Origin of the sequence: Streptomyces sp. NPDC002463, from assembly GCF_042889835.1 — a bacterium.
GTDB classification, from domain to species: domain Bacteria; phylum Actinomycetota; class Actinomycetes; order Streptomycetales; family Streptomycetaceae; genus Streptomyces; species Streptomyces nymphaeiformis.
Genome location: NZ_JBIARL010000002.1, coordinates 228,628 through 248,351 on the forward strand (window position 1 = coordinate 228,628; position 19,724 = coordinate 248,351).

Annotated in this window: 17 protein-coding genes and 1 riboswitch; of the genes, 12 read left to right on the plus strand and 5 right to left on the minus strand. The window is 71.9% G+C overall.

Translation table 11 applies throughout. The annotated features are described in order from the left end of the window. Nucleotides 1-46 precede the first annotated feature (46 nt). From ACFYX3_RS06180 to ACFYX3_RS06200, 5 genes are all read left to right on the plus strand, one after another. Nucleotides 47-856 (plus strand): c-type cytochrome, encoded by an 810-nt coding sequence (locus ACFYX3_RS06180; protein WP_389008682.1) that lies wholly within the window; start codon nucleotides 47-49, stop codon nucleotides 854-856. Further along, nucleotides 853-1,905 carry a Rieske 2Fe-2S domain-containing protein gene (locus tag ACFYX3_RS06185; protein WP_382651770.1) on the plus strand — a complete coding sequence of 351 codons (1,053 nt, stop codon included), beginning with the start codon at nucleotides 853-855 and terminating at the stop codon, nucleotides 1,903-1,905. The genes ACFYX3_RS06180 and ACFYX3_RS06185 overlap by 4 nt, the downstream gene beginning before the upstream one ends. Further along, a complete protein-coding gene (locus ACFYX3_RS06190; RefSeq protein ID WP_389008685.1) occupies nucleotides 1,902-3,524 on the plus strand; it encodes a cytochrome bc complex cytochrome b subunit in 1,623 nt (540 codons plus the stop codon). Before ACFYX3_RS06185 ends, ACFYX3_RS06190 begins: the two co-directional genes overlap by 4 nt. 130 nt (nucleotides 3,525-3,654) lie before the next feature. Beyond that, complete coding sequence (gene trpD, locus ACFYX3_RS06195; protein ID WP_389008688.1) at nucleotides 3,655-4,719, plus strand: anthranilate phosphoribosyltransferase; 1,065 nt, start codon at nucleotides 3,655-3,657, stop codon at nucleotides 4,717-4,719. Between the two features lie 87 nt (nucleotides 4,720-4,806). Next, nucleotides 4,807-4,923: riboswitch (SAM riboswitch) on the plus strand. A 186-nt stretch (nucleotides 4,924-5,109) separates the two neighbouring features. Beyond that, complete coding sequence (locus ACFYX3_RS06200) at nucleotides 5,110-6,507, plus strand: aminotransferase class V-fold PLP-dependent enzyme (RefSeq protein WP_389008691.1); 1,398 nt, start codon at nucleotides 5,110-5,112, stop codon at nucleotides 6,505-6,507. Between the two features lie 69 nt (nucleotides 6,508-6,576). On the opposite strand, the gene ACFYX3_RS06205 is transcribed toward ACFYX3_RS06200, so the two are convergent. Both ACFYX3_RS06205 and ACFYX3_RS06210 read right to left on the minus strand, forming a co-directional pair. Beyond that, a complete protein-coding gene (locus tag ACFYX3_RS06205; RefSeq protein WP_017238849.1) occupies nucleotides 6,577-6,858 on the minus strand; it encodes an Lrp/AsnC family transcriptional regulator in 282 nt (93 codons plus the stop codon). Continuing rightward, nucleotides 6,855-7,589: a rhomboid family intramembrane serine protease gene (locus ACFYX3_RS06210; RefSeq protein WP_359515905.1), complete on the minus strand. Its 735-nt coding sequence runs from the start codon at nucleotides 7,587-7,589 to the stop codon at nucleotides 6,855-6,857. The genes ACFYX3_RS06205 and ACFYX3_RS06210 overlap by 4 nt, the downstream gene beginning before the upstream one ends. Nucleotides 7,590-7,748: 159 nt before the next feature. On the opposite strand from ACFYX3_RS06210, the gene ACFYX3_RS06215 reads away from it, so the two are divergent. The 5 genes from ACFYX3_RS06215 to ACFYX3_RS06235 all read left to right on the plus strand — a co-directional run bounded on the left by ACFYX3_RS06215 (nucleotide 7,749) and on the right by ACFYX3_RS06235 (nucleotide 13,214). Next, a complete protein-coding gene (locus tag ACFYX3_RS06215; RefSeq protein WP_055644001.1) occupies nucleotides 7,749-7,991 on the plus strand; it encodes a hypothetical protein in 243 nt (80 codons plus the stop codon). Between the two features lie 33 nt (nucleotides 7,992-8,024). Then, complete coding sequence (locus tag ACFYX3_RS06220; RefSeq protein ID WP_389008696.1) at nucleotides 8,025-9,389, plus strand: NYN domain-containing protein; 1,365 nt, start codon at nucleotides 8,025-8,027, stop codon at nucleotides 9,387-9,389. 256 nt (nucleotides 9,390-9,645) lie between these two features. Beyond that, nucleotides 9,646-10,677, plus strand: a complete 1,032-nt coding sequence (locus ACFYX3_RS06225) for an NlpC/P60 family protein (RefSeq protein WP_389008699.1) — start codon at nucleotides 9,646-9,648, stop codon at nucleotides 10,675-10,677. Between the two features lie 195 nt (nucleotides 10,678-10,872). After that, complete coding sequence (locus ACFYX3_RS06230) at nucleotides 10,873-11,907, plus strand: NlpC/P60 family protein (protein ID WP_389008702.1); 1,035 nt, start codon at nucleotides 10,873-10,875, stop codon at nucleotides 11,905-11,907. A 92-nt stretch (nucleotides 11,908-11,999) separates the two neighbouring features. Beyond that, nucleotides 12,000-13,214 (plus strand): hypothetical protein, encoded by a 1,215-nt coding sequence (locus ACFYX3_RS06235; protein ID WP_389008705.1) that lies wholly within the window; start codon nucleotides 12,000-12,002, stop codon nucleotides 13,212-13,214. On the opposite strand, the gene ACFYX3_RS06240 is transcribed toward ACFYX3_RS06235, so the two are convergent. Then, nucleotides 13,211-13,735, minus strand: coding sequence for a PadR family transcriptional regulator (locus ACFYX3_RS06240; protein WP_389008708.1), 525 nt, complete (start codon nucleotides 13,733-13,735; stop codon nucleotides 13,211-13,213). The two genes, ACFYX3_RS06235 and ACFYX3_RS06240, sit on opposite strands and share 4 nt — an antisense overlap. Nucleotides 13,736-13,836: 101 nt before the next feature. Here ACFYX3_RS06240 and ACFYX3_RS06245 point away from each other — a divergent pair, with 101 nt between their 5' ends. Then, entirely contained in the window at nucleotides 13,837-15,192 is a 1,356-nt protein-coding gene (locus tag ACFYX3_RS06245) for an MATE family efflux transporter (protein ID WP_389008711.1), read from the plus strand. Here the strand turns inward: ACFYX3_RS06245 and ACFYX3_RS06250 are convergent. Continuing rightward, the gene (locus ACFYX3_RS06250; RefSeq protein WP_389008714.1) at nucleotides 15,153-16,430 is read right to left on the minus strand and encodes a glycosyltransferase 87 family protein; all 1,278 of its coding nucleotides are present in this window, start codon (nucleotides 16,428-16,430) and stop codon (nucleotides 15,153-15,155) included. The genes ACFYX3_RS06245 and ACFYX3_RS06250 overlap by 40 nt on opposite strands. A gap of 122 nt (nucleotides 16,431-16,552) precedes the next feature. On the opposite strand from ACFYX3_RS06250, the gene ACFYX3_RS06255 reads away from it, so the two are divergent. Further along, nucleotides 16,553-17,695: a glycosyltransferase family 4 protein gene (locus ACFYX3_RS06255; protein ID WP_184930048.1), complete on the plus strand. Its 1,143-nt coding sequence runs from the start codon at nucleotides 16,553-16,555 to the stop codon at nucleotides 17,693-17,695. Nucleotides 17,696-17,753: 58 nt separating this feature from the next. On the opposite strand, the gene ACFYX3_RS06260 is transcribed toward ACFYX3_RS06255, so the two are convergent. Beyond that, a complete protein-coding gene (locus tag ACFYX3_RS06260; protein WP_382651737.1) occupies nucleotides 17,754-19,550 on the minus strand; it encodes an AMP-dependent synthetase/ligase in 1,797 nt (598 codons plus the stop codon). Nucleotides 19,551-19,724 lie beyond the last annotated feature (174 nt).

A 19,724-nucleotide genomic window follows, 5' to 3' on the forward strand; every position in this document is an offset into this window, starting at 1 on the left:
CATCCAGCAAGCATCGACGCAGAAGATCCTGACACCGGGGTAATCCGTGAAAAAGCTCTCCGCACGACGACGCCATCCGCTGGCGGCGGTCGTCGTCCTACTTCTCGCGCTGGCGGCCACTGGGGGGCTGTACGCCGCGTTCGCGCCCGCGGGCACGGCGAAGGCCGATGAAACCGCCCAGTCCCTCGCCATCGAGGAGGGCAAGAAGCTCTACTCCGTCGGCTGCGCCAGCTGCCACGGAACCGGCGGTCAGGGCACCACTGACGGCCCCTCCCTGGTCGGCGTGGGCTCGGCCGCCGTGGACTTCCAGGTCGGCACGGGCCGTATGCCGGCCCAGCAGCCGGGCGCCCAGGTCCCGAAGAAGCCGACCATCTACACGCAGGCTGAGATCGACCAGCTCGCGGCGTACGTGGCCTCCCTCGGTGCCGGCCCGATCAAGCCGACCGAGGGCCAGTACAGCCCTGACGGTGCCGACATCGCCAAGGGTGGCGAGCTGTTCCGCACCAACTGTGCCCAGTGCCACAACTTCACCGGTGAGGGTGGCGCGCTGACCTACGGCAAGTACGCCCCGTCCCTCGAGGGCGTGGACCCGAAGCACCTCTACGAGGCCATGCAGACCGGCCCGCAGAACATGCCGTCCTTCCCCGACACGACGATGCCGGAGAAGGAGAAGAAGGACATCATCGCGTACGTCCAGGCCGTCAACAGCGACAAGTCCGAGAGCCCGGGCGGTTTCAAGCTCGGTGGCCTCGGCCCCGTCAGCGAGGGCCTGTTCGCCTGGGTCTTCGGCCTGGGTGCGCTGATCGCAGTTGCCATCTGGGTCGCGGCCCACACCGCTAAGGCCAAGAAGTCATGAGTAGCCAAGAGATTCCAGAAGAGACCCTGCCGGCAGGGCAGGACACCGCGCACGGCGCGGTGAAGGTCGCCGACGACCCGTTCGCCGACCCGGGCCTCCCGCCCCACAAGCCCCGCATCCAGGACATCGACGAGCGGGCCGCCCGCCGGTCCGAGCGTGCGGTCGCCTTCATGTTCACGCTGTCGATGCTGGCCACCGTCGGCTTCATCGCCTCGTACGTGATCTTCCCGGTCGACAAGATCGTGTACATCTGGCCCTTCGGCCACGTGTCCGCGCTCAACTTCGCCCTGGGTCTGACCCTCGGTGCCGCCCTCTTCTTCATCGGCGCGGGCGCGGTCCACTGGGCCCGCACCCTGATGTCCGACGTCGAGGTCGCCGACGAGCGTCACCCGATGCAGGCGTCGCCCGAGGTCAAGGCGAAGGTCATGGCGGACTTCGCGGCCGGTGCCGCGGAGTCGGGCATGGGCCGCCGCAAGCTCATCCGCAACACGATGTTCGGCGCGCTGGCGCTCGTGCCGCTCTCCGGCATCGTGCTGCTGCGTGACATGGGCCCGCTGCCCGAGAAGAAGCTCCGGTCCACGCTGTGGGCCAAGGGTCTTCAGCTCATCAACATGAACACGAACGAGCCGCTGCGTCCCGAGGACGTCGCGGTCGGTTCGCTGACCTTCGCGATGCCCGAGGGCCTCTCGGAGCACGACGAGCACTTCCAGACCGAGATCGCCAAGGCCGCCCTGATGATCGTCCGGATCCAGCCGGAGGACATCAAGGACAAGCGCGAGCTCGAGTGGTCCCACGAGGGCATCGTCGCGTTCTCGAAGATCTGCACCCACGTGGGCTGCCCGATCTCCCTGTACGAGCAGCAGACGCACCACGTGCTCTGCCCGTGCCACCAGTCCACCTTCGACCTCTCCGACGGCGCCCGCGTCATCTTCGGCCCGGCCGGTCACGCCCTCCCGCAGCTGCGGATCGGCGTGAACGACAAGGGCTTCCTCGAGGCGCTCGGCGACTTCGACGAGCCCGTCGGTCCTGCCTTCTGGGAGCGCGGATGAGCACCGTGACCGAAACGAAGAAAGCGCCCGCCGGCGAGCGGGTCGCGGACTGGGCCGACGGCCGCCTGGGGATCTACACGCTGGCCAAGGCCAACATGCGGAAGATCTTCCCGGACCACTGGTCCTTCATGCTGGGCGAGGTCTGCCTCTACAGCTTCCTCATCATCATCCTGACGGGCGTCTACCTGACGATGTTCTTCCACCCGTCGATGAACGAGGTGGAGTACGTCGGACCGTACGTCCCGCTCCAGGGACAGCTGATGTCCGAGGCGTTCAACTCGACCATGCACATCTCCTTCGAGGTGCGCGGTGGTCTGCTGATCCGGCAGATCCACCACTGGGCGGCGCTGATCTTCCTCGCCGGCATGTTCGTGCACATGATGCGCGTGTTCTTCACCGGCGCGTTCCGCAAGCCGCGTGAGATCAACTGGCTGTTCGGCTTCCTGCTGTTCTTCCTGGGCATGTTCACCGGTTTCACCGGTTACTCGCTCCCGGACGACCTGCTCTCCGGCACCGGTGTCCGCTTCATGCAGGGCGCGATCCTGTCCGTGCCGGTCCTCGGCACGTACCTGTCGATGTTCCTGTTCGGCGGCGAGTTCCCCGGCGGCGACTTCGTCGCCCGGTTCTACTCGGCGCACGTGCTGCTGCTCCCCGGCATCATGCTGGGCCTCGTGGTCGCCCACCTCATCCTGGTGTTCGTCCACAAGCACACGCAGTTCGCCGGCCCCGGCCGGACGAACAACAACGTCGTCGGCATGCCGCTGCTGCCCGTGTACATGGCGAAGGCCGGAGGCTTCTTCTTCCTGGTCTTCGGTGTCATCGCGGTCATCGCGGCGATCGCCTCGATCAACCCGATCTGGGCCATCGGCCCGTACCGCCCGGACCAGGTGTCCACCGGCGCCCAGCCCGACTGGTACATGGGCTTCGCCGAGGGTCTGATCCGTGTCATGCCGGGCTGGGAGATCAACCTGTGGGGCCACACGCTGGTCCTCGGCGTGATGATCCCGCTGGCGATCTTCCCGGCGGTCCTCGCGGCCATCGCGGTCTACCCGTTCATCGAGTCCTGGATCACCGGCGACAAGCGCGAGCACCACATCGCGCAGCGCCCGCGCAACGCTCCGACGCGCACCGCCTTCGGTGTCGCCTGGATCACCGCGTACATGATCATGCTCGTGGGTGGTGGAAACGACCTCTGGGCGACGCACTTCCACCTGTCGCTCAACTCGATCACCTGGTTCGTGCGGATCTTCTTCTTCGCCGGTCCGGTCATCGCGTTCATCGCCACCAAGCGGATCTGCCTCGGCCTCCAGCGCCGCGACAAGGACAAGGTGCTGCACGGCCGCGAGTCGGGCATCATCAAGCGCCTGCCGCACGGTGAGTTCGTCGAGGTCCACGAGCCGCTCAGCCAGGGCGAGCTGCACCGCCTCACGGCGCACGAGCAGTACGAGGCCGCCGAGCTTCCGCCGGCCGTCGACGAGAACGGCGTCGAGCGCAAGATCGGCCGCATGGAGAAGCTCCGGGTCAAGCTCAACAAGGGCTACTACGGCGACGACAGCCAGATCGCCAAGCCCACGGTCGAGGAGTACAAGGAGATCCAGAGCGGCCACGGCCACCACTGATCACCCTGAACACCTGACCTTGTAGGTCGCCACGGCGAGAGCCCCGTCCATTCGATGGACGGGGCTCTTTGCCGTCCCCGGAGGTCGATAGGGTGGGTGTGTATCCGTCACGTGATCATCAGGAGCTGCCATGAGCGCTGCGACCCCCGCTGGAGGACCTACGTCGGCGGGCCGCTCCTGGCCCGTCCTGCTGAACGGCCTCCTCGACGGCAACGATCTGTCCGCCGACGACACCGCCTGGGCGATGGACCTGATCATGAGCGGCGAGGCGACCGACGCCCAGATCGCCGGGTTCATGGTGGCGCTGCGCGCCAAGGGCGAGACCGTCCAGGAGATCACCGGCCTCGTCCGGACCATGTACGCGCACGCCAACACGATCGAGGTGCCGGGACCGGCCGTCGACATCGTCGGCACCGGCGGCGACGGCGCCAAGACCGTCAACATCTCCACGATGGCGTCGATCGTCGTCGCCGGCACGGGCACCAAGGTCGTCAAGCACGGCAACCGCGCCGCGTCCTCCGCCTCCGGCTCCTCCGACGTCCTGGAGAAGCTCGGCATCAACCTGAACCTCACCCCGCGGCGGGTCGCCGAGGTCGCCGAGGAAGCCGGCATCACCATCTGCTTCGCGGTCAAGTTCCACCCCTCGCTGCGGCACGTCGCCGCGGCCCGAGGCCAGCTGGGCATCCGGACGACGTTCAACGTCCTCGGCCCGCTGACCAACCCGGCCAAGGTGCGGGCCCAGGCCGTCGGCGTCGCCGACCCGCGCATGGCGCCGGTCGTCGCCGGGGTCTTCGCCGAGCGCGGCAACTCCGCCCTCGTCTTCCGCGGCGACGACGGCCTCGACGAGCTGACCACCACCTCCACCTCCCGGGTCTGGGTGGTCAAGGACGGCGGCGTCACCGAGGAGCGCTTCGACCCTCGGGACGTCGGCATCGAGCTCGTCCCCCTGGAGGCCCTGCGCGGCGCCGACGCCTCGTACAACGCCGACGTGGCCCGCCGGCTGCTCGCGGGGGAGACCGGTCCGGTACGGGACGCGGTGCTGCTCAACGCGGCGGCGGCGCTCACCGCCCTGGATCCCGGCACGGGCACCCTGGCGGAGCAGCTGAGTGCCGGCATCGCGAAGGCGGCCGAATCGATCGACTCCGGCGCGGCCCGCCGCTCCCTGGAGCGGTGGATCGCCGCCAGCAACGCCTGAGGTCGTATGAACGGAGCATTGCGACCCCGTCCCGGATGCCGGGACGGGGTTGCGGCGTATTGATCGTCTGGCATAAGTTCTGGAACAGGTCATGAGTGACAGCTGCAAGGCCCCGGCCGGCTGTCCGGCAACCCTCCGTCCGTGGCGGGGTGCCCCGGGTGAAGACCAGGCCGTACGAGCAGAAGCCTGCGGCAAGCGCGGACCCCTGCGCCTAACCCTGGGGTCCTTGGTCCTCTAGGGAGCGTTGTCTCGTGAGCAAGCGAATGCGTTAGGGCCCTTTCGGCCCCTCTTCCCCTCTCCACCCGTAGTGCGGCGCAGCCCTTCGCGCGCTGCCGCCCCGCGGGCCCTTTCACGCCTTTTCGCGCCCTTTTTATGCCGGGAGATACCGCCATGTCCGCATGCCCGAACGCCGCCACCGCCACCGTCGACACCGCCGCCGAGTCCGCCGACCCCTGCTGCGCCGCCCCGCTCCCGGTCCTCGGCCGGGACGTGACCGTCCCGCTCGTCACCGGCGGCGAGGTGACCTACGCGGCGCTCGACTACGCGGCCAGCGCGCCGGCCCTCCAGCGGGTCTGGGACGACGTCGCCGCGTACGCCCCCTACTACGGCAGCGTCCACCGCGGCGCCGGGTACCTCTCCCAGCTCTCCACCGACCTCTTCGAGAACAGCCGCGCCACCGTCGCCGAGTTCCTCGACTGCCGCCCCGGCGACCAGGTCGTCTTCACCCGCTCCACCACCGACTCGCTCAACCTGCTCGCCGCCACCATCCCGGCCGACTGCGAGGTCTTCGTCTTCGAGACCGAGCACCACGCCTCGCTGCTGCCCTGGCGCGACGCCCGCGTGACCTACCTCAACGCGCCCCGCACCCCCGCGCAGGCCGTCGAGACCCTGGAGCGCGCCCTCGCCGAACGCGACCCCTACGGCCCCGCCCTCGTCTGCGTGACCGGCGCCTCCAACGTCACCGGCGAGCTGTGGCCGGTGACGGAGCTGGCCGCCGCCGCGCACGCGCACGGCGCCCGGATCGTGCTCGACGCCGCCCAGCTCGCGCCCCACCACCCCGTCTCCGTGCAGGAGTTGGACGTGGACTGGGTCGCCTTCTCCGGGCACAAGCTGTACGCGCCCTTCGGCTCCGGCGTGCTCGCCGGCCGCGCCGACTGGCTGCAGGATTCCGAGCCCTACCTCGCGGGCGGTGGAGCGTCCCGCAAGGTAGCCCGTCGGGCCGACGGTGGTGTGGACGTGGAGTGGCACACCACCGCGGCCCGACATGAAGCCGGTTCGCCGAACGTCATCGGCGTCTACTCGATCGCCTCCGCCTGCAAGGCGCTCACCGAGGCCGGCTTCGACTCCCTCGTCGCCCGCGAGCGGCACCTGATCGCGAAGGTGCGCGAGGGCCTGGCCGAGGTGCCCGAGGTTCGCGTCCTCTCGCTCTTCGGCGACGACGCGCCCCGCGTGGGCGTCATCTCCTTCGTCGTGGAGGGCTGGAACAGCTCCCACTTCGCCGCCGCGCTCTCCGCCGAGTACGGCATCGGCGTCCGCGACGGCCTCTTCTGCGCCCACCCGCTGGTCCGCACCCTGCTCGGCAGCGACCCGCAGGACCCGGGCGAGTGCGGTGCCCCCGAGGCGGCCCCGGGGGAGCGGTCCCTGAACGCCATCCGGGTGAGTTTCGGCGCCGGTACGCCGGACGAGCACGTGGAGCGGTTCGTCGGCGCCGTCAAGGAGCTCGTCCGGGACGGCGCGCAGTGGAAGTACCGCACCGAGGACGGCCGCTGCGTCCCGGACCGCGGCTGATCGCTCACTCGTACGGGTGAAGGGGGCCTCCCGGTCGGGAGGCCCCCTTCGGCCGTGCCACGCGCGGTGTCAGGACTCCAGGCCGATGGCGAACGCCGCCTCCAGGTCGTGCTGGGAGTACGTGCGGAAGGCGACGTGCGTGTCCGTGGCCTCGACTCCGGGGATCTTGCTGATGCGGCCGGGGATGACGTCCGCCAGGTCGTCGTGGCGCGGCACCCGGACCATGGCGATCAGGTCGTACGTACCGGTGACCGAGAAGACCTCGCTGACGCTGTCGAGCGCGGCGATCGACTCGGCGATCTCGGGGATGCGGTCCACGCTGGTCTTGATGAGCACGATCGCGGTGATCACGGCTGGCTTTCTCCCTCGGTCGCCGCGGCTTGGGCTTTCACTCTATCCCCACCGCGGAAGCGCCCCCAGGCGTAGAGGAAGCCGACGGAGAAGCCCACGACATGGGCCAGATAGGCGACGCCGGGCCCCGCGCCCGCCGCCCGCGCGGCCATCCACTGCAGCGTGAACCAGAAGATCAGCACGATCCAGGCGGGGAAGCGCAGCGGCAGGAAGAACAGGAAGGGGAAGAGGCTGGTGACCCGGGAGCGCGGGAAGAGGAAGAGGAAGGCCCCGAGCACCGCGGAGATCGCCCCGGAGGCCCCGACCAGGGTCTGGTCGCTGTCGGCGTGTGCCAGCGCGTACCCGGACAGGGCGACGTAGCCGGTCCCCAGGTAGAAGAGGCAGAACTCGACCGGCCCCATGCGCTCCTCGGCCATCGCCCCGAAGACGTAGAGGAAGAGCATGTTGCCCAGGAGGTGGAGCCAGCTGCCGTGGACGAAGAGCGCGGTCAGCGGGGTGAGCAGGGCGCGCGGCTCGCCGCCCGTCAGCTCGTCGGGGACGACGCCCCAGCGGCGGAAGTAGGCGCCCTGGGCGGCCAGGAGCTCGTCGCCCGTGCCGTACACCGGATTGAGTCCGGCGACCGGACTGATCACGAAGAGCAGGCAGCACGCGGCGATCAGTCCGTACGTCACCGTGGGTCCGCTGCGGGCGCCCCGCCAGGCACCGAGGACCGCGCCTCGCCAGTCGATCATGGACAGATCATGGCGTACCGGGGTCCATGTGGACAGAGTGCCTCGCCGTGCCCCGCTCTCCCCGGGAGGCCGTAGGGTTACGGGCAAAACCGACCGCAGTTCGACGGCGCACCGCGGCTCCCGCACCTGGTACCACGCAACAGGAAGAAGGATGGACCGATGACGACGGTTCCCCTGCCGACCGACGAGACCCGCTGGCGCTGCACGCTCTGCGGCAACCTGACCCGCTTCGACGTGACCCGTTCCTCGAAGGTCGTGGAGTACGTCCATCTGGACCTGGCCGGCGACCCGACGGTCGAGGAGCGGCAGGTGGTCAGTGAGACCATCGAGTCGGTCCGCTGCCGCTGGTGCAACGCGGTGGACCAGATCGAACTGGTGGACAGGCCGGGCGCCGCCTCCTGAGGGACGGCGCGGACGACATAGGGGTGACGGATCGTGGAGCAGCCCGCGCACGGTGGTGAGCCGGCCGGCGCGGCAGGTGACGCTGCCGAGACGCTCGACCACCCATTGCCGGAAGGTGTACGGCGGCGGGTCGTCGCGCTGGTCGCGGACGCCTTCGGCGGGCTCACCGTCGCGGAGCTGCCCGCGCCCCTGAGGCAGTACGCCCGTTTCACCGCGAGCCGGCGGGCCAGGTTCGCCGGCAACGCGATGGCCGCGGCGCTCGACACCGACGCCCTCTTCCGGCAGCGGATCGGCGAGCGGTTCAAGCAGGGCCAGCCCGAGCTGGCCGGAGCCGTGGAGGCCGGCACCCCGCCCGCGGCAGCCGACCCCGTCGACGTGGCGGCGGCCGCCTACGTGCTGCGCCCGCCCGGCTGGGTCAAGCTCGTCGCCGCCGCCGGCGAGGAGGCCGAGCGGGCCGACGCCGAGCGGGCCGACGAGGCCGGCCGGCGCGAGCTGGAGCGGCTGCGCGAGGAGCTCGCCGCCGCCAAGGACCGCTCCCGGGGCGAGACCGAGCAGCTCCGGCACGACCTGGACGCCGCCCGCAAGGAGGCGGAATCGCTTCACCGCAAGCTGCGCAGCGCCCAGAGCGACGTCAAGCGCGGCGAGGCCGCGCTGCGCAAGGTCCAGGGCGAGATCGAGGCCGCGCGGGCCGAGTCGGCGGCGCAGGTGTCGGCCGCCGAGAGCGAGACGCGGCGGCTCAAGGCCAGGCTCGGCGAGGTCGAGGCGGCCCTGGAGGCCAGCCGCAGGACCGCCCGCGAGGGCCGCTCGGTGGAGGACATGCGGCTGCGGCTGCTGCTCGACACGGTCCTCGACGCGGCCCAGGGGCTGCGCCGCGAACTCGCGCTGCCGCCCGTCTCGGTGCACCCGGCGGACACCGTGGACGCGGTGGAGCCGGGGCGGATGTCCCCGAAGGACATCGCGGCGCGGGCGCTCTCCGAGACCGATCCGGCGCTGCTCGACCAGCTGCTCGCGCTGCCGCAGGCGCACCTGGTCGTCGACGGCTACAACGTCACCAAGACCGGCTATCCGACGATGCCGCTGGAGAAGCAGCGGCTGCGGCTGCTCGGCAGTCTCTCGGCGCTCGCGGCCCGCTCCGGCGCCGAGGTCACCTGTGTCTTCGACGGGGCGGAGCTGGCGGCCCCGGTGCTGCTCGCGCCGCCGCGCGGGGTGCGGGTGCTGTTCTCCAAGCCCGGCGTCACGGCGGACGAGTTGATCCGGCAGCTGGTCCGGGCGGAGCCGCCGGGGCGGCCGGTCGTGGTGGTCTCCACCGACCGCGAGGTGGCCGACGGCGTCGCGAAGGCAGGGGCGCGGCCGGTGACGTCCGCCTTGCTGCTGAAGCGGCTTTCGCGCCTCTCGTGACACATCGCAAGTCCTGGGCGCTATGCCCGAATTGTGGGTGGCGCACGGTCAAGTGCCCATCACTGGCCGTGTGATGTATGTAAATAAAGTGGTGCGTGGGCGAGATTTTTGCCAGCGGGATTTGAACTGATCACAACTTGGTCACTAGGGTCGGGCTTCGAACCTTCGCGCGGTTGATCACCCATCCGGGGTGGCGGCGGAGGAACCGCCTGCCCCTGACCGGTTGGGCGGCTCGAGGAAGAAGGAGCTCGCCTTCGTGGCGTCCCACCGTCGACCCAAGCAGCCGAGCCGTACCCGTGTGACCGTGTTCACCGCGGCAGCGGCCGCCGCCGTCGCCCTCTCCGCCCAGTCCGGAGCGCAGGCGGCCCCCGCACAGCCCAAGATCGACGAGGTCAAGTCGAAGGTCGACAAGCTGAACCACGAGGCCGAGGAGGCCACCGAGCAGTACAACCTCGCCGAGGAGCGGCGGGGCAAGCTGCAGAAGGAGATCGGCCAGCTCCAGGACAAGGTGGCCCGCGGTCAGGAGGAGCTCAACACCCTCCGCGACCAGATCGGTTCGGTCGCCAGTGCCCAGTACCGCTCCGGCGGCATCGACCCGGCGCTGCAGCTCTTCCTCTCCGCCGACCCGGACACCTACCTCGACAAGGCGTCCGCGATCGACCAGCTGAGCGCCCAGCAGGCCGACGTCCTCACCTCGATCCAGGCGAAGCAGCGCACGCTCGCCCAGGAGCGGGCCGAGGCCACCACGAAGCTGGCCGACCTCGAGGACGTCCGCAAGACCCTCGGCGAGAAGAAGAAGAAGTTCCAGGGCAAGCTGGCCGAGGCCCGCCAGCTCCTCAACACCCTCACCGCCGAAGAGCGCGCCAAGGTGCGCCAGCAGGAGCAGCGCGCCAGCCGCGCCGCCGGCGACCGCGTCGACCTGGGCAACGAGGTCCCGGCCTCGCAGCGCGGTGCCGCCGCTCTCGCCGCCGCCGCCACCCAGATCGGCAAGCCGTACGCCTCCGGCATGGAGGGCCCCAACTCGTACGACTGCTCGGGTCTGACCCAGTGGGCCTACGGCCAGGCCGGCGTCGGCCTCACCCGCACCACCTACACCCAGCAGAACGACGGTGTGAAGATCGGCCGCAGCCAGCTCAAGCCGGGCGACCTGGTCTTCTTCAACGGCCTGTCGCACGTGGGCCTGTACGCGGGCAACAACACCGTCCTGCACGCCCCGTACACGGGTGCCTTCGTCCGCTACGAGTCCATGAACACCATCGGTGGCTTCATGTTCGGCGTCCGTATCTGACGCACTCCGAAACGCCGCGCCATGCCGCCCGAACGGGTGGTTCGCGGCGACGCGCACTGACCTGACGCCCCGCCGGTGACCTGTGTTCTCCGGCGGGGCGTCACTTTGTGTGCCCGGCGGCTTCGTTGGAGGAGGGCTGATCAGCGGCTACTGTCTGCCGCGCCAGTCAGCGTCGAGCCGAACGGAGCGCGATTCGTGGCGTCCCACCGCCGACCCGTCAGGGTCACCGTCCTCACCGCCGCCGCCGCCGCGGCCACCGCGGCGGCGTCCCTCGGGGCCGTCCCCGCGAGCGCCGACCCCGGGACCACGCCCGCGGCCACGCGCGCCACGGTCGACCGCCTCTTCGAGGAGGCCGAGAAGGCGACCGAGAGCTACAACCGGGCGGACGAGAAGGCGGACGCGCTGCGCCGGACGGTCTCCCAGGCGCAGGACGCCCTCGCCCGCGGCCAGGAGCGCGTCAACCGCATGCGGGGCGCGCTCGGTTCGGTCGCCGGGGCCCAGTACCGCTCCGGCGGCATCGACCCCGCCCTCGCCCTGCTGCTCTCCTCCGACCCCGACACCTACCTGGACCGGGCCTCCGCCCTGGACCGGGTCACCGCCCGCCAGAGCGCCGCGCTCGGCGAACTCCGCCGCGAGCTGCGCCGGCTGGGCCAGCAGCGCAGCGAGGCCCGCACGGCCCTCGCCGAACTGGAGCAGAGCCGGGCCGAGGTCGCCCGCCACAAGCGGACCGTCGAGCGGAAGCTGGCCGAGGCCCGTCGGGTGCTCGCCTCCCTCACCGTCGAGCAGCGCGCCGACTACGACCGAGCCTCCCGCACCGGCGAGCGCGCCGGGGGACCCGACGGCGCGACCGCCGAGGCGCTGCCGCCGCTCGGCGACCTCGGCCCCTCGCGGGCCGCCGCCGCGGTGCTCGCCGCCCGCAGCGCGATCGGCAGGCCGTACGTGTGGGGGGCGACCGGCCCCTCGGCCTTCGACTGCTCGGGCCTGATGGTCTGGTCGTACCGCAAGGCCGGGATCAGCCTGCCGCGCACCTCCTCGGCGCAGCGGTACGCGGGCCGGCAGGTGCCGCTCTCGCAGGCGCAGCCCGGCGACCTCGTCACGTACCGCGGCGACGCCAGCCACGTGGCGATCTACGCCGGGAACGGCCAGGTCATCCACGCCCCGTACCCGGGCGCGCGGGTCCGCTACGACCCGGTGAACATGATGTCCCACGTGACCGTCACCCGGGTCTAGCGCACTCCCTCTCCGCCGCTTGCCTCCGGGGCGAGCACGCACGGACCCGTGGGCCCGGCCGCGCCCCTTCGGCGCCCCGTACGATCGGGTGCGTGCGGGTTCGGCGGAGTGGAGCGGCGCGCGGCGTGGCGGCGGGGCTGCTCGCCGCGGTGCTGACCCTCGCCGGATGCGCGGCCCCCGCGCCGGAGCGACCGGCGACCGGGGAGATCCAGGGACTGCTCGACCGGCACGCGCGGGCGCTGCTCGACCGCGACGAGGCCGGATACCTCGCGGGCCTCGACCCCGCGCTCGCGCCGGCCGCGCGCACCGAGTTCGACCGGCTCGCGAAGATCCCGCTGGGCGGCTGGCACTACCGGGTCACCGACGTCGACCGGACCGGCGAGGGGCGGGCCACCGCCAGGGCCGAGCTCGGCTACCGGATCAAGGGCTACGACTCCGGGCCCGCCACCACCGAGCGGGTCCTCGACCTCACCGAGCGGGACGGCCGCTGGTACGTCACCGGCGACCGCGCCGCCGAGGGCGCCCCGCAGCAGCTGTGGCAGCAGGGCGAGGTCGCTGCGGTGACCGGCCGGCGCAGCCTCGTCCTCGGCGTGGGGCAGAGCGCGGCGCGGCTGCGGGAGATAGCGACGGCGGCGGACCGGGCGGTGCCCGCGGTCGGGGACGCCTGGCACGGGAACTGGGCGGGCCGGGTCGTGGTCCTCGTACCTGCCTCGATCGAGGCGATGGGCCGGCTCCTCGGCGGTCCCGCCGCCTCCTACCGCGGCATCGCGGCCGTCACGACCGGCCGGGCGGGCGGCGGGCCGACCGCGCCCGCGGACCGGGTGATCGTGAACCCCGACGCGTACGCGGTGCTCGGATCCTTCGGCCGGCAGCTGGTCCTCACCCACGAGACCACCCATGTCGCGACCCGCGTCCAGACGACCGGGTCCACCCCGGTCTGGCTCTCCGAGGGCTTCGCCGACTGGGTCGCCTACCGGGGGACCGAACGCACCGCCGCCCAGGCCGCCCCCGAGCTGCGCCGCGCGGTGCGGGCGGGCGACCTCCCGGCGGCGCTCCCCGACGACCGGTCCTTCGCCTTCGGCGGCGACGCGGAGGCGCTGGCCAGGGCCTACGAGGGCGGATGGCTGGCCTGCGAGCTGATCGCGAACCGCTGGGGCGAGGCGAAGCTGGCCGCCTTCTACCAGGCGGTCGGCGCGCATCCGGCCCGGGACGGCGCGGTGGAGAAGGCGCTCCGGGACGTCCTGGACACCACGCCGGAGCAGTTCACCGCGGACTGGCGCGCGTACCTGACCGAGCGGCTCGGCTAGCTCTCCAGGACGGCGAGGGCCTCGGCGAGCCAGGCCTTCTCCTCGGTGCCCGTCGCGCGGGCGATCCGGAGCATGCCCCGGCGGAAGAGGTCGGGCTCGCGCTCGGCGCGGACCGGGGTCCCGTCCTCGTAGAAGAAGCTGGCCGGGGTGTTCAGGAACTCCTGGCGGCGGCGGAGGACGGCCGCCTGGTCCGCCCGGTCGGGCAGGTGGCCCAGGAAGGCGAGCAGGGTGAAGAAGCGCTGGCCGTCGGTGATCTCGGCGTCCTTGGGGGTGCGCAGCCGGGCGAGGAGCTCCCGGCGGCCCTCGGGGGTGAGGGAGAGCGTCCGGCGCGGGGCCGCGCTCGCGCCCGGCTCCGTACGGCTGTCCACCAGGCCGTTCTTCACCAGGCGGGTGATGGCGGGGTAGAGGGCGCCGTCGCTGACCGGGCGGACGTGGCCGCTCAGGCCCTGGATGCGCTCCTTCAGCTCGTAGCCGTGCAGCGGCTTCTCGTACAGGAAGCCCAGGATCGACAGCTCCAGCACCGGGCACCTCTCCTTCGCGCTTGTCGGGGGCCGGGTTCTCATGCTACCTCTTTTCGAGGTGCCTCTATTCGAGGTACATCGGAAAGAGGGGGTCCCTTCGCATGTCGTCGCTGTCGTCGCCGTCCTCGCACCGCCGCACGCTCGTCCGGCTCGCCCGCCCGGTCTACTTCGAACTCCTCGCCGGAGTGGCCGCCGGCATCATCAACATGGTCTGGGTCGCCCGCCTCGGCGGGGACTCCGTCGCCGCCGTCGCCCTCGCCGGCAACGTCGAGAACCTGCTCCTCGGCGTCGTCCTCATGGCCGGCTCCGGCACCACCGTCCTCGTCGCCCGCGCCAGAGGCGCCGACGACCCCGGCGCCGTCCGCTCCGCCGTCCGCGGCGGCACCGCCCTCTGCGCCCTGCTCGTCCCGCCCGTCGCCCTCGGCGGATACCTGCTCCGCGAGCCGCTCGCCGCACTCCTGCTCGGCGGTTCGGACCACCCCGCGCACGCCCTGGCCAGTGCCTACTTCGCGATCTCGCTCCCCGGCACCGCCGTCTTCTTCGCCACGAACGTCCTCGACGGGATCCTCAAGGGCACCGGCGACACCCGCACCCCCATGCGGCTCGCCTTCCTCGCCAACGGCCTGATCCTGGTCCTCGACCCCCTGCTCATCCACGCGTACGGGGTGCCGGGCGCCGCCCTCGCCACCGTCACCGGCAGGACCGTCGCCCTCGCCGCCGGGCTCGTCGCCCTGCGCCGCGACCCGCTCCTCAGGGCCGCGCGGGCCGCCCGCGCCGCCCTGCCCACGGTGGCCGCCCTGCGCCGCACCGCCGCCACCGGACTGCCCATGTCCGTCGACTTCGCGGTCCGGATGGCCGGAGCCCTCGCGCTCGTCTCCGTCGTCGCCCGGCTCGGCGTCACCGAGATCGCCGCCTACGGCATCGCCACCAAGGCCATGTACGTGGCGACCATGGCCTTCTACGCCGTCCGGCAGGCCGCCGCCATCCACAGCGCCCACCTCCTCGGGGCAGGCCTGGACGAGCGCAGGGCCGTCGGCCGGCAGGCCCTCGTCCTCGCCGGGGTCCTCGGCGCGAGCGCAGCCGCGCTGCTGTTCCTGGGCGCCGGACCCGTCATGCGGGCCTTCGGCGCCGAGCCCGAGGTGGCGGCCGCGGGCGCGCTCTTCCTGCGCTGCCTCGGCCCGTACCTGCTGCTCATGGCCGGGTACATCGCGCTCGCCGGCGTCTTCGAGGGCACCGGGGCGAGCCCGTACCTCGCCCGGATCACCGTCACGGGCGTCCTGGTCCAGCTCCCGCTCGCGTACGCCCTCTCACGCCTCGGCCTCGGCGGGATCTGCCTGGCCATGGCCCTCGCCATGGCGGCCCAGTGCGCGGCGCTCGGCCTGCTGCACCGCCGTACGGTCACGGCCCCCCGGAAGTCTCAGCGGGTGCCGGAGAGGGCCTTCTCGCGCTCCGGCTGAGTCGCCTGCGCGGGGATCCTCGCGCCCTCGGCGAGACGCGGTTCCGTCACCGTGTGGCGCCACAGGATCCGGCAGGCGATGACGGTGGCGGCTATCAGCAGACCGTTCCGGGTGAACAGCACCGCCACGCCCAGCGGATCGCTCCGCGTCACGTGCGAGAACCACACCGGGAACTCGAACTGCGTCACCGCCGTCGCCCACAGCACCAGGTGCGCGGGCCGCCGCATCCGGCTCGACCGGTAGGCGAGGCACACCGCCGCCAGGCCGACCAGCCACAGCATGTACTGGGGGGAGAGCACCCGGCTCGTGGTCGTGAACAGCAGCACCGCCACGAAGGCCGCGTCCGCCACCGTCGACGAGCCGAAGTGGCGCGCCCGGATCCGCCACACGAGCAGCCAGCCGAACGCGGCGATCGTGAGGACGAGGGCGGCCGTCGAGACCGTGGACACGTGAGGCCCGAGGAACTCGATCGAGCCGTAGTTCATCCGCGCCTCGCCGTCCCAGCCGAAGTGCCGGACGACGTGGAAGACCATCGAGCCCAGCGACTCGACCTCCGTGCCCCGGTCGCGCTGGAACCCGAGGAAGGCCAGCGCCCCCGGCATCCACATCACGCAGAACGCGAGCACCGCCGCCGCCGCGCCCACCGCCGTCGACCAGGAGCGGAGGGTCGCCCGCCCCTTCGGGCTGCCCGCGAGCAGCAGCACCGGCCACACCTTCAGGACCGCGCCGAAACCGGCGAGCGCGCCGAGGACGCGCGGGCTCCGGCCCGCCGCGAGCAGCCCCGCCACCGCGACGGCGGTCACCATCACGTCGTACCGGGCGTACGCCGTCGGGCCGAGCAGCGGGACGCCCGCGAGCCAGAACCAGGCACCCCGGAGCGAGCGGCCGGAGCGGCGGCCCGTGTGCAGGAGCAGCCCGAAGACGAGCGCGTCGCAGAGGAACGCGAGGAGGAAGAAGGCGCTCGCGTAGCCGAGGAACGGCAGCAGCCCCGGGGCGAGGACGGCGAACGCCGCGGCCGGCGGGTACTGCCAGGTGACGTCGTCCAGCGGGTACGTGCCCGTCCGCAGGACCTCGTACCAGCCCTGGTAGATGTTCGAGACGTCGAAGGTGACGTCCGGTCCGGGGATCACCACGATCTTGAAGACGACGAGCAGCAGAATGGCCCGGGACAGACCCCAGAGGCCGAGCGGAAGCCGCAGACCCGTGCGTGACCCGTTCCCCGCCGCACCCGTCGTCACTGTCGCGTCCTTGTCCTGTCGGCCCGCGGTGGCGGGGGCAGTCGGTCGTGGTCCTGCCGGCCCGCGGTGGCGGGGCAGGCGTGTTGCCGGGTGGTGCAGGCGATCGCGTACTGTCGGCCACGATGCACAAGACCCTGATCGTAACCAACGACTTCCCGCCCCGTCCCGGCGGAATCCAGGCCTTCCTGCACAACATGGCCCTCCGCCTGGACCCCGACCGGATCGTGGTCTACGCCTCCACGTGGAAGCGCAGCCGCGAAGGGATCGAGGCGACGGCCGCGTTCGACGCCGAACAGCCTTTCACGGTCGTGCGGGATCGCACCACCATGCTGCTGCCGACTCCTCGGGTCACCGCCCGCGCCACCGCGCTCCTGCGCGAGCACGGCTGCGAGTCCGTGTGGTTCGGCGCGGCCGCCCCGCTCGGCCTGATGGCCCCCGCGCTCCGCCGGGCCGGCGCGCGCCGGCTCGTCGCCACCACGCACGGGCACGAGGCCGGCTGGGCCCAGCTGCCCGCCGCCCGGCAGCTGCTGCGCCGCATCGGCGAGGGTACCGACACGATCACCTACCTCGGCGAGTACACCCGCTCCCGGATCGCGACCGCCCTCACCCCCGCCGCCGCCGGCCGCATGGTCCAGCTCCCGCCCGGCGTCGACGAGAAGACCTTCCACCCCGACTCCGGTGGCGACGAGGTCCGCGCCCGCCTCGGGCTCAGCGACCGCCCGGTCGTCGTCTGCGTCTCCCGGCTCGTCCCCCGCAAGGGCCAGGACACCCTGATCAGGGCCATGCCCGAGATCCTCCGCCGGGTGCCGGACGCCGTCCTCCTGATCGTCGGCGGCGGACCGTACGAGAAGGACCTGCACCGCCTCGCGGCCGAGACCGGCGTGGCCGGATCCGTGCGCTTCACCGGCGCCGTCCCCTGGTCCGAGCTGCCCGCCCACTACGGGGCCGGCGACGTCTTCGCCATGCCCTGCCGCACCCGGCGCGGCGGTCTCGACGTCGAGGGCCTCGGCATCGTCTACCTGGAGGCCTCCGCGACCGGCCTGCCCGTCGTCGCCGGCGACTCCGGCGGCGCCCCCGACGCCGTCCTCGACGGCGAGACCGGCTGGGTCGTCCGCGGCGAGTCCGCCGAGGAGACCGCCGACCGCGTCGCCACCCTCCTCCTCGACCCCGAGCTCCGCGCCCGCATGGGCGAGCGGGGCAGGGCCTGGGTGGAGGACCGCTGGCGCTGGGACCTGCTCGCGGAGCGGCTGCGCGAGCTGCTGTAGGACGTACGGGAAGGGCCCGGGACGATGCGATCGCCCCGGGCCCTTCCCGTACTCGCCCCTACTTCGTGTAGATCGCCTCGATCTCGTCCGCGAAGTCCTTCGCCACCACGTTCCGCTTCAGCTTCAGCGACGGGGTGATGTGGCCCGCCTCCTCCGTGAACTGCGCCGGAAGGATGCGGAACTTGCGGACCGACTCCGCCTTCGACACCGCCGCGTTGCCGTCGTCGATCGCCCGCTGGACCTCGGCGATCAGCTCGGCGTCCTCCCGCAGGGACGCCGCCGTCGAACCGGCCGGCTTGCCGTGCTCGCTCGCCCAGCGGCCCAGGAACTCCTCGTCGATCGTGACCAGTGCGCCCACGAACGGACGCCCGTCGCCGACCACCATGCACTCCGCGACCAGCGCGTGCGCCCGGATCCGGTCCTCGATGACCGCCGGGGCGACGTTCTTGCCGCCCGCCGTCACCAGGATCTCCTTCTTGCGGCCGGTGATCGCGAGGTAGCCGTCCTCGTCGAGCGTGCCGATGTCACCCGTGTGGAACCAGCCGTCCGCCAGCGCCTCGGCCGTCGCCGCCGGGTTGTTCCAGTACTCCGTGAAGATGTGCTCGCCGTGCAGCAGCACCTCGCCGTCGTCGGCGATCCGCACCACCGAGCCCGGCAGCGGCTGGCCGACCGTGCCGATCTTCTGCCGGTCCCACGGGTTGAACGCCGTCGCGGCGCACGACTCCGTCAGGCCGTAGCCCTCCAGGACCGTGAAGCCGATGCCCCGGAAGAAGTGTCCGAGACGCTCGCCCAGCGGTGCGCCGCCCGAGATCGCGTACTCGCCGCGACCGCCGAGCACCGCCCGCAGCTTGCTGTAGACCAGCTTGTCGAAGACCTTGTGCTTCAGCTTGAGGCCGAAGGACGGACCCTGCGGGGTGCCGATCGCCCGGCTGTACGCGATGGCCGTGTGCGCGGCCTTGTCGAAGATCTTGCCCTTGCCGTCGGCCTGCGCCTTCGCCCGCGCCGAGTTGTAGACCTTCTCGAAGACGCGCGGCACGCCCAGGATCAGCGTCGGCCGGAACGAGGCCAGCTCGTCGGTGAGGTGCTTGATGTCCGGGACGCAGCCCAGCTTGATCGGCGCCATCACGGACGCGACCTCGACGAGCCGCCCGAAGACGTGCGCGGCCGGCAGGAACAGCAGCACCGAGCACTCGCCCGTACGGAAGAGGGGCTTGAGCCGCTCCACGATGTTGCCGCACTCGGCGAAGAAGGCCCGGTGGGACAGGACACAGCCCTTGGGGCGGCCGGTCGTGCCCGAGGTGTAGACGATCGTCGCCGGGTCGTCCGCGTTCGCCGCCGACATGCGCGCGTCGAGCAGCTGGTCGGAGACGTCCGCGCCGGTGGCCGTGAGCCGCGCGACCGCGTCGTCCTCGATCTGCCAGATGCCCTTGAGCTCCGGGAGCCGATCCCGCACGGACTCCACCGAGGCCTGGTGGGCGGCGCTCTCGGCCATCACCAGCTTCGCGCCCGAGTCGCCGAGGATCCACTGGATCTGCTCCGGCGAGCTCGTCTCGTACACCGGCACGGTCACCGCGCCCGCGCTCCAGATGGCGAAGTCGAGGAGCACCCACTCGTAGCGCGTACGGGACAGCAGCGCGACCCGGTCGCCCGGCTCCACGCCCTCGGCGATCAGACCCTTGGCGACCCCGCGGACCTCGGCGAGGAACTGCGTGGCGGTGACGTCCGTCCAGACGCCGTCGACCTTGCGCCCCATCACGGCGACGTCTGGGTGCTGGGAGGCGTTGCGGCGGATGAGATCCGTCAGGTTGCCGTCCGTGGGGACCTCGTACAGGGCCGGAAGGCTGAACTCGCGCAAGACTGCTGCTCCTCATCGGGCGCCGGCGCCACGGCTCTGTGTGATGCACCGGTGAAGTCCATGATCGGGCAGGTGCTCAGTGGGGGTGAGCACGACTGGTGGACTGCCCGGACGTTACTCGCCAGTACACGGTTCCCGGTAGGGGGTCCCGGCCAGATGTTCCGTGCGTCACAT